Here is a 9118-nt window from a genome sequence, read left to right on the forward strand (position 1 = left end):
GGCCGCGCGCATCGGCGGCGACGATGGCGCCGAAGCCGCGCGCCGCCGCAAAGGCCAGCGCGTGGTCGTCCTCGATGCGAAATTGGGGACGGAGGATGTGCATGGCGGCGGCGCTCGCGGCTGGAGGGAGACGACCCAGCGAAGCTAGCGCAACTTTTGCCGGAGATCACCGCCATGCACAGTCCGGCTCAGCAGATCATGGCGTTGTCGCCGTGGTCGCAGACGCCGCCGGGCTGATCCCGGGGCAGCGTTTCGAACTCACCGAAGCGCGGCACGGCCATGCGCGGCGGTCCGCCGCCCCAGCGGCTGGCGGCCGCGGCATGTCCCTTCACGAACGCGGATGGGCCGGCCGGGACTTCGCGCGCCATGGCCGATGTCGTCAGCATGCCGAGGGCGAGCAAGCCCGCGGCGACGTGTTTGATCGTGGTCACGAGCGTCTCCTGCTGGATTCAACAGGATGGGACCATGTCGCCGGCCTGCTGAAGCGTTTTCGCTAGAACCATGACGGGCGGCGCCACCTGATTATTCCGCGACGACGCAGCGAATTTGCCTGTCCGGCGGCTCGGTTCGACACATTCGATTGATCGGAGCGTGACCGCCGGGACCGGAGGCCCGAGCGGCCGCAACCGAGTTTGCCGGCGCGGAAGTCAAATCCGGTTGCGAGAGCTGCGACAAGACAACCCGAGGGGCAACTCAGCAAAACGCGTCAAGCCCGCACTAAGAAAATATTCCGCTTGGCGAGTGCTGCGCTCTATCCCCGTCATGCTGAGGTGCGAGCCTCTTCGGCGAGCCTCGAAGGATGAATCGGCCAGAGTGGGGCCGCACATCCTTCGAGGCTCGCTCGGCTCGCACCTCAGGATGACGGACGCATAGAGCATCGCGAAGCTCGAAGGCTGACATCCGCCGTTGAACTCGCTGCAATTCGCGGGTTACGCTGTCGCCAATCGCGCCCTCTCGCTGGAAGGATCACCATGAACGGCAATCGATATTATGGCGTCCGCGTCGAGGGCGCGAAGTACGGCGTGGGGTTCGGCTCGGCACTGGCGATTGCGATCTCCTACACCAAGAACCATTCGATCCTGTGGGCGATCATCCACGGTATCCTGGGCTGGCTCTACGTGATCTACGCCGCGCTGTTCGATTGATGCGGACGACATGACCGTCATCTCGATCCAGTCACAGGTCGCCTGGGGCCATGTCGGCAACAGTGCTGCCACCTTTCCGATCCAGCTGCACGGCATCGACGTCGTCGCCGTGCCGACCACGCTGCTCAGCAACCGGCCGGGCTATCCGACGATCCGCGGACGGGTGCTCGACGTGCAGCTGGTCGCCGACCTCTTGCGCGGCATCGAGGAGCGCGGCGCGATCGAAAGCGCCCGGATGATCCTGTCGGGCTATCTTGGCTCGGCCGACATCGCGATTGACGTCGCCGACTTCGTCGCCCGCGCGAAAGCGGAAAACCCGGCCCTGCTCTATTGCTGCGATCCCGTGCTCGGCGACCGTGACCGCGGCATGTTCGTGCGATCGGACATCCCGCCGCTGGTGCGCGACCAGCTCTGTCCGCTGGCCGACATCATCACGCCAAACCATTTCGAGTTTGAATTCCTCTGCGGCGCGCGCGTGACGACGACCGATGACGTGATCGCGCAGGCTCGCATGCTGATGGCGCGGGGGCCTGCGACCATCGTCATCACCAGCGCCGAGCTTGCCGGCACGCCCGACAGTGAGATCGAGACGCTGGCGATCGAGCACACGGGAGCGTGGCGCGTGCGCACCCCGCGCGTGCCGATCAGCCCGTCCGGCACCGGGGACCTGTTCGCCGCGCTGTTCGTCGCCGCCCGCGTGCGTGGCCTGGCGACGCCGGAGGCGCTCAGCCACGCCGCGTCAGGCATCCACGGCGTGCTGGTGCGCACGGCGGAGCGAGCAACCGATGAAATGCGCATTGTCGAAAGCGCCGAGCTGATGCTTGATCCGAAGCCGCGCTTCGCGGCGGTCGCCATCCCTGCATCCTGACATTCGGGACACGTTTCATGATCGACATCACCACCCTCCTCACCTACGCCGCCGTCGTGCTCGGCCTGTTCCTGATCCCGGGACCAGCCGTGCTGCTCGTGCTCGCGCGTTCGGTCACCGGCGGGCCGCGCGTCGGCGTCGCGACCGGGTTCGGCATCGCGCTCGGCGACCTCGTCCACACCGCCATGGCGACGTTCGGCCTGTCGGCCGTGCTGATGACCTCGGCGCTCGCGTTCTCGATCGTCAAATATGCCGGCGTGATCTACCTGATCGTGCTCGGCGTCCGCGCCTTGTTCGAGAAGAATGACGACCTGCATTTGCCGGCATCGCAGCCGGTCGATCCGCGGCGCGCGTTCCGGCAGGCGATCTGGGCAGAGATGCTCAACCCGAAGACCGCGCTGTTCTTCCTCGCCTTCCTGCCGCAATTCGTCCATCCCGGCCACGGCTCCGCCGTCGCGCAGTTCGCGACCCTCGGCCTGATCTTCGTCGCGATGAGCGCGGCCTACACCTCGCTGCTCGCGCTCGCCGCCGGCCAGATCAGCCCGTGGATCCGGCGGCATCGCCGCATCGGGCAGTGGCAGGGCCGCGTGGTCGGCACGATCTACATCGCGCTCGGCATCCGCCTCGCGTTTCAGGAACGCTGAGCCGCAAAGACTTTGAGGGGGAGACATGATCGGGGCCGGCCTGAAATCGCGCATCGCGGCGGCAATCATCGTTGCCGGGCTTGCGACGCTGCTCACCGCCCCCGCGCTGGCGTTCGACTACGCGCGCTACAAGGAAACCGATCTCGACGACGTGCTGGCGCAGCCGCGGCCCAAGACCGGCTTCGACCTCAACGGTTCGAAACCATTGCGGCTCGAGGTCACGCTGGTCTCCTACGAGGAAACATGCGCGATCCAATCGCTCGAATCGACGATGCGGATGCAGGGCTTCACGAAGGAACAAATCGACGGCACCCAGGTCTCGCGCTGCATCAAGGTGCGTTCGGCGAAGGGAAAGGAAGCGATCCTCTACATCCAGGACGTGGTGCGCGCTTTCCTGCCCCGCGAAGTGCCGCTTGGCAGCCGCCTGACCCTGTTCTCGATCCATGTCTTCACCGCCCACGAGGGACCCGGGCTGCTGGTCAATGAATTCCAGACCCTCAAAGCCGCGCCAGCCACAGCCGCCAAGGAAGCAACAGAGCCACCCTGCGGATGCGGCTCGGCGGATTTTCATCCCGGCGTCGACATGACGTCGGACAAGGAAGGCGCGCCGGTGGCGGCGATGGACGATGGCGTCGTGATCCGGATCGAGCCGGATGACCAGGCTGCTGTGGACGCCTTCAACATCGGACACTGCGGGCGTTATGTCGTGGTCAAGCACACCTATCCCAATGGACACGTCGTCTTCAGCCGCTATGCCCAGCTCGGCCGCATCGTCGGCGCCGATGGCCGGCCGGTTGCGATCGGCGCGAAGATCCGGAAGCAGGACGAGATCGGCGAGGTCGGCCCGCGCAAGGTGCTGCATTTCGAGGTTCGGCCCCCCGTCATCGGGGGGCTCAAGATCGATGCGGCGTGGCAGGCGCGCTATGGCAACGACCCGTCGATGGACTGGTCGCGCTACGATCCCGTCAATCCCCAGACCTTCGATGCAGACCTGTTCGCCGGCCGCTCGCGCAAACCATGAGGACCCAAATCGTGAGGACCCAAACCGGAGAACCAATGTCTCCGCTCAAGCCGCAGGCCACATATGACGACTTCGCCCGCCTCGATATCCGGATCGGCAAGGTGGTCGAGGTGCAGCCGTTTCCGCGCGCCCGCAACCCGTCCCTGAAGGTCGGCGTCGATGTCGGCGCCGGGCGGATCATGTGGTCGAGCGCGCAGATCACGAATTACGAGCCGGCGGCGCTGATCGGCTCGCTCGTGGTGTGCGTTTGCAATCTCGGGCCGAAGAACATCGCCGGTTTCACCTCGGAACTGCTGATCCTGGGCGCCAAGGATGCCGGCGGCCAGGTAATCGTGCTCGGCCCGCGCAGCGAGGTTGCGATCGGTGAGCCGATCTTCTGACGACCCGCCCCGATCACGGCGGCGTGATTCAAATCGTCTGGATTCCCCGTAGTTTACCGATGGGGGATCACCCGGATTCTAAGTGCCCGCGCGCGCTGCTATTCCAGCGCACGAGAATCGCTTCGGCACGGGAATCGGAAGATGTCTGCAGTTTTCTTTCACTGCTCCGACGACAAGCACGTCATCCTGGATCGCATCGGCGCTGCGATGGATTTTTCGGAGGTCCGGGTGCATGCGGAGCAGCTGGCGCGCAGCTTTGTCATGACACCGAGTGTGGAGGACTGGCGCAACTGGGCGGTCCACGTCACCGACGATATCGGTACCGAGATCTTCGAGCTGCCGTTCACCGCCGTCCTCGGCGAATTGCACTGAGGGCACGCCATGAATTCGATGGAACTCGCCCTGCAGGCCTTGCGGCGTCACCTCACCAGCCTCGCTCAGCGCTGCGTCGCGCTGATCGAGGGCGTCATCCACCCCTATCGCCCCGAGCTGTACTACATGCGCGGGCCGGGTCCAAAATGCCGCGCCAGGCGGCAGGCCACGCTGCGCGACTAGTCCGAGGGTTTGAGCGACGAGAAAAGGCCGATGGGCGTTACGCCACCGGCCTTCTCCTGCGGCTGCCGGTTCCCGGAGTCCGGTTCCGCCGCAATTCCACCAGGTCCCAAGCTTGCGATGACAGTTTTAATCAAATCTTAACGGCATGGCGGTGAGCTGGATGACAGGACTCCTTCGCCGTGCCGCGCGTCTAGTCGTTCATCGTGCTGGATGCGTTGCACATCGTTTTTGCGCCGATCGCCCGACGATTCTGCGCGATGCATCTTAGGGAATGCACGACTCAGTGTTACCCTGTGATGCAAACCGAAACGGAGAACTTCGGATGCCGTACTACACCTTCGATCTCGTGGTGGGGGACGAGTTCCGGAATCAAGGAACGATCATCCTCGAAGACATCAGCCTTGCCTCAGATCGCGCCGATCAGCTCGCCAATGAGCTGTCGCAGGTCAAGCCGGAGTTGAAGGCACGCGGCTGCGCCGTGCGCGTCACCGACATCGACCGGCGCGAGCTCTACCGGACGCCGCTCGACCCCGTGCCGCACTGGCGCAGGGCCGGCTAGCGCCGGCAGGCTTTGGACGCTGTTGACCGCGCCAATCCGCGCGCGGTCTTGATCTTGCTGCGTGCGGGGCGGCCGGTGTTGCCGCCTCAGCAAGACCAGTCGGCGTGCGATCCGATCACTTCTTCATGTTCAACCGGCCAATGAAGTCACGTTTGCCGAGCGGCGCGCCCTTGTGGCGGAGGATGTCGTAGGCGGTGGTCGAGTGGAAGAAGAAGTTCGGCAGCGAGAACGACATCAGGAATCCCTCGGCCGTGAACGGCATCGACCGCTCGCCGAGCTTGAACATCACTTCGCGCCCGAGCAACGCGTTGACCGCATCCGGCGTCAGCGCCGACAATTCGCCAAGCGCGTCCTTCACCAGCGCCTGCAGTGCGGCGTAGTCCAGATCGGGCTTGCCGGACGGCGGGACGAACACGCCGCTCTTCGCGGCTTCCATCGCGCCGCGGGAATGATGCGCGAGCGAGACCACCTGAAAGCGGAACGGCAGCATGTCCGGAAACAACCGGGTCTCGACGATCTCGGCCGGATCGATGCCGTTCTGCTTGAAATGCGCGAGGCTCTTGTCGAGAAAGCCCGAGGTGGCGCCGAGGATCTGCAGATAGTTGGCAACGGTCGCGTCGTAGAGTGAAAAGGTCATGGCGAATTCCCCCAGATAGAAAATTTGTCTGATGCTTGCCGGAACAGAGTTCCCGGAATTTCCGACGAAGGCAAGCGGCCGTGGGGATTCGCAAGTCGAATGGTCCAGCGCCCAGCGCCGGATCATTCGGTCAGGCATCGCGGGCTCCCCGCGGTCAGCTCTGATGCGGTCCGCGCATCATCTTCATGGCGTCCTCGATATGGCGCCACTCGCGGGCCTCCTCGGTCTCGCCCTTGCTCTCGCAGGCGATGGCGTTCTGCGCCGCCTCGGCAATCGCCTGCAGGCCGTGCTTCTCCAGCATCTGCCGCGCGATGGTGTGGATCTGCATCTCGGCTATCATGGCGCACTCCTCTGCTGTCTGACGCCGCAGGGACAGCCGTGACCGCGCGTCCCGCGGACTGACTTCAAAACGGCCGAACGCCGCGTCTGGTTCCAGCAGACCGGCCGGCGCGATGGAATCAACGGTTTCCACGCGCCGCGGCGGCGGATACAGAGAGACGGACCTCGCTCCTTCCCGAGTTGCCGGACCCATGGCGCAGAACATCTATGACGATCCCGGCTTCTTCGCCGGCTATAGCCAGTTGCCGCGGCAGGTCCGCGGGCTGCTCGGCGCGCCCGAATGGCCCGCGATCCGCGCCATGCTGCCGGACATCGCAGGCAAGCGCGTGGTCGATCTCGGCTGCGGCTTCGGCTGGGTGTCGCGCTGGATGTGCGAGCAAGGCGCCTCGGGCGTGCTCGGCGTCGACCTCTCGCAGAACATGATCACGCGCGCCGCGGCGATGACGCAGGATCCGGCCGTCGCTTACGAGATCGCCGACCTCGAAACGCTGGAGCTGCCGAAGGCCACGTTCGACCTCGCCTACAGTGCCCTCACCTTCCACTACATCAGGGATTTCGATCGCCTGGCGCGGATGCTGTATCGCACGCTGGTCCCGGACGGGCATCTGGTCTTCACCATCGAGCATCCGATCTACATGGCCGCCGCCCATCCCGGCTGGGGACAGGACCCGGACGGCCGCAAGACCTGGCCGGTCAACCGCTACTTTATCGAAGGCGAACGCCGGACCGACTGGTATGTGAAGGGCGTGCTGAAATATCACCGCACCATCGGCACCACGCTCAATGCGTTGATCGGCGCTGGCTTCACGCTGCGCCACGTCGAGGAATTCTCCCCGACGCGGGAGCAGATCAAGGCTGTGCCCGAACTGGCCGACGAACTGGAACGGCCGATGATGATGCTGGTGTCAGCGCAGCGTTAACATCACGCCGCGAGCAGCTTCTCGAATTCCTCGGGCGGGTATGATTTTCCGTCCTTGTCGGTGATCACCACCTGCCATCCCTCGCTCGCCCAGACCTTGGCCTTGGCGATGATGATGAAGGTGCTCTCCCGCTCGATCCTGACCGTTTCGTTCTCGCGTTCTGCGATCATCTTGTAGGCCAATGCTTGTCCCTCGCCGACGTCATCCATTCGGCGGTGTGTTGGCAGCGGCGTTGGGCCGCAATTCGCCGGGAGCATGACAATTTGGTGGAAGCACAGGCGCCGGATACGGCAGAGCGCAACGTGCGGTCGCGGCAGCTCAACCTACCCATCAAGGTCGGCATATCCAACATGTGGTCTTGCCGCTGATGGCTCAGGCCCACCCTGTGAACGCTCTCGGCGCACATGTCTCAAAGAAAAACCCCGCCTCGGTGGGACGCCAAGGCGGGGAAGGTTCATTGGGTTGAAATCCACGCGCCTGGAAAAGGAGAGCGCGGGAAGTAGCGGCATCAATTCTATTTGTCGCCAGCGTTCGGACAACAGGAATTAAAGCGCGCGCAACGCCGGGACTTTTTCCCGATCCGTCCGGCAAAAAATCCCGAACCGGCCTACGCCGCCGCTCACTGCACCACGTCGAGCCTGACATTCGCGACGCCCTTGCCGATCATGCCGAGCGACTGTGCGGCGGAATACGAGACGTCGACGATGCGCCCGGGAACGTAGGGGCCGCGGTCATTGACACGCACGGTGACCGAGCGGCCGGTCTTGACGTCGGTGACACGCAGCTTGGTGCCGAACGGCAAGGTCGGATGCGCGGCAGTCAGTTCGTGCGCGTTGAACTTCTCGCCGCTCGCGGTGTCCTGCTCGTCGCTGTAGAAGCTCGCGACGCCCTGCGACGCAATCCTGGTCTCGCCGCCCTTGCGTGAGGCGTACGGCGTGTGCTTGCGCGCGGTTGCGACATGTGTGCGCGTCGCCGATGACGCAGCCCGCATCGGCTCGGCCGATGCTGGCCGGCTCGCGAGCGCCTGCGAGCGCTGGCTGACGACCGAGGACTGCGCACAGGCCGCAAGCGACGCGGCGCCGATCACGATGGCGCAGAGCCGCAGCGGCTTTGGCGCACGAGCCAATGCAATTGCGGGCGCAACACCGCGCGCGCTGCGTTTGACGTCGACGTACGAAATGACTGCATCGTCGCGTGACATGTTGCATCCCCAACTCGCGCCCCAGCCCAAGCCGAAAATCCAACACCCGCATGGCCGAATCCAATCGGGGCGGAACGGTGGCGGAGCGCGGTCGGACGGGCCGCAGGCGAACCGATTTCCCCTCGGGTGTGGTGGATGCGCCACACAACCAGGGAGGTTCACCCGGAAATGCGTCCCGGAGCTCTCCGCGCGCGTCCAAGGATTCCTAGCGTCCTCGGCTCCCAGCGTCGGTTCCCGAAACTCCCCAACCTCTCCACCCTCTCGCCTTGCTTTGGTCAAACCGGACTGGAGTCGTGGGGTCAGGGCCTGGGGTCGATACAGAGCTCAAATTGCCGGCCGCCCATTTGCGGTTGACCTTGGACTGAAACGGGGACCGCCATGCAATCGACACTGAAAGACGCAGATCCGCACGATATTTTCGCGATCGAACCTAGCTTCACTGCAACCCGCCCGGACAATGCCGCCGCGCCGGCACCCGCCGCCAAGGGAGCGGCGGGGCAACGCGAGCCTTGGTTCGGCCCGAGCCTCGCCCCCTCGTCCACGCCACAGGTCGCGCCCGCCGCCACGGTCACCTCGGTGCCGCCGGTGACGCCGATACCGGTGACGGCGCCGCCGGCCGCGCCGGAGTACAGCGCCGCAAGCCATGACGGCAGGCTGGACGACATCAGACTGGAACGCGCGCCGCGTCCGACCAATAAATGGGCGATCCGTGCCTTCTGGTTCGTGTTCGCGATCGCCGGCGCCATGGGCACCGCGGCGTGGCAACACTACGGGCATCGCGTCAAGCAGGTGGTGGCCGACTACGTGCCCCAGGTCGAGGCCCTGACGTCGCTGCTGCCAGGCAGAGCC

The 9118-nt window shown here is 65.0% G+C and carries 14 protein-coding genes and 1 pseudogene; 10 read left to right on the forward strand and 5 right to left on the reverse strand.

The genetic code is table 11. The annotated features are described in order from the left end of the window. Positions 1–188: 188 nt before the first annotated feature. On the reverse strand, positions 189–431 hold the full coding sequence (locus H8B02_RS41450; RefSeq protein WP_212317594.1) for a hypothetical protein: 243 nt from the start codon (positions 429–431) through the stop codon (positions 189–191). A 540-nt stretch (positions 432–971) separates the two neighbouring features. Between H8B02_RS41450 and H8B02_RS41455 the strand changes: the two genes are divergently transcribed. From H8B02_RS41455 to H8B02_RS41490, 8 genes are all read left to right on the forward strand, one after another. After that, a complete protein-coding gene (locus H8B02_RS41455) occupies positions 972–1145 on the forward strand; it encodes a hypothetical protein (RefSeq protein WP_229171451.1) in 174 nt (57 codons plus the stop codon). 10 nt (positions 1146–1155) lie between these two features. After that, the gene (gene pdxY / locus H8B02_RS41460) at positions 1156–2013 is read left to right on the forward strand and encodes a pyridoxal kinase PdxY (RefSeq protein WP_229171452.1); all 858 of its coding nucleotides are present in this window, start codon (positions 1156–1158) and stop codon (positions 2011–2013) included. 17 nt (positions 2014–2030) lie between these two features. Beyond that, positions 2031–2657, forward strand: a complete 627-nt coding sequence (locus H8B02_RS41465; RefSeq protein WP_229171453.1) for a LysE family translocator — start codon at positions 2031–2033, stop codon at positions 2655–2657. Between the two features lie 25 nt (positions 2658–2682). Further along, a complete protein-coding gene (locus tag H8B02_RS41470; RefSeq protein WP_229171454.1) occupies positions 2683–3678 on the forward strand; it encodes a M23 family metallopeptidase in 996 nt (331 codons plus the stop codon). A 35-nt stretch (positions 3679–3713) separates the two neighbouring features. Then, positions 3714–4058 (forward strand): tRNA-binding protein, encoded by a 345-nt coding sequence (locus H8B02_RS41475; RefSeq protein WP_207839222.1) that lies wholly within the window; start codon positions 3714–3716, stop codon positions 4056–4058. 141 nt (positions 4059–4199) lie between these two features. Then, complete coding sequence (locus H8B02_RS41480; RefSeq protein WP_173643281.1) at positions 4200–4430, forward strand: DUF6894 family protein; 231 nt, start codon at positions 4200–4202, stop codon at positions 4428–4430. 9 nt (positions 4431–4439) lie between these two features. Next, positions 4440–4613, forward strand: coding sequence for a hypothetical protein (locus tag H8B02_RS41485; protein ID WP_229171455.1), 174 nt, complete (start codon positions 4440–4442; stop codon positions 4611–4613). A gap of 322 nt (positions 4614–4935) precedes the next feature. Continuing rightward, positions 4936–5172 carry a hypothetical protein gene (locus H8B02_RS41490; RefSeq protein WP_092113629.1) on the forward strand — a complete coding sequence of 79 codons (237 nt, stop codon included), beginning with the start codon at positions 4936–4938 and terminating at the stop codon, positions 5170–5172. 115 nt (positions 5173–5287) lie between these two features. On the opposite strand, the gene H8B02_RS41495 is transcribed toward H8B02_RS41490, so the two are convergent. Next, on the reverse strand, positions 5288–5809 hold the full coding sequence (locus tag H8B02_RS41495) for a DUF1993 domain-containing protein (protein ID WP_092113627.1): 522 nt from the start codon (positions 5807–5809) through the stop codon (positions 5288–5290). Between the two features lie 154 nt (positions 5810–5963). Next, positions 5964–6149 (reverse strand): hypothetical protein, encoded by a 186-nt coding sequence (locus H8B02_RS41500; protein WP_092125583.1) that lies wholly within the window; start codon positions 6147–6149, stop codon positions 5964–5966. A gap of 190 nt (positions 6150–6339) precedes the next feature. Here H8B02_RS41500 and H8B02_RS41505 point away from each other — a divergent pair, with 190 nt between their 5' ends. Further along, the gene (locus H8B02_RS41505) at positions 6340–7068 is read left to right on the forward strand and encodes a class I SAM-dependent methyltransferase (protein ID WP_229171456.1); all 729 of its coding nucleotides are present in this window, start codon (positions 6340–6342) and stop codon (positions 7066–7068) included. A gap of 2 nt (positions 7069–7070) precedes the next feature. Here the strand turns inward: H8B02_RS41505 and H8B02_RS41510 are convergent, their stop codons facing one another. Both H8B02_RS41510 and H8B02_RS41515 read right to left on the reverse strand, forming a co-directional pair. After that, positions 7071–7277: a hypothetical protein gene (locus H8B02_RS41510; protein WP_229171457.1), complete on the reverse strand. Its 207-nt coding sequence runs from the start codon at positions 7275–7277 to the stop codon at positions 7071–7073. Positions 7278–7687: 410 nt separating this feature from the next. Continuing rightward, entirely contained in the window at positions 7688–8269 is a 582-nt protein-coding gene (locus tag H8B02_RS41515; RefSeq protein ID WP_229171458.1) for a septal ring lytic transglycosylase RlpA family protein, read from the reverse strand. A 378-nt stretch (positions 8270–8647) separates the two neighbouring features. On the opposite strand from H8B02_RS41515, the pseudogene H8B02_RS41520 reads away from it, so the two are divergent. Beyond that, a pseudogene (locus H8B02_RS41520) lies at positions 8648–9118 on the forward strand (hypothetical protein); the annotation flags it as partial.

The sequence above is a fragment of the Bradyrhizobium altum genome (assembly GCF_020889705.1).
Classification (GTDB): domain Bacteria; phylum Pseudomonadota; class Alphaproteobacteria; order Rhizobiales; family Xanthobacteraceae; genus Bradyrhizobium; species Bradyrhizobium altum.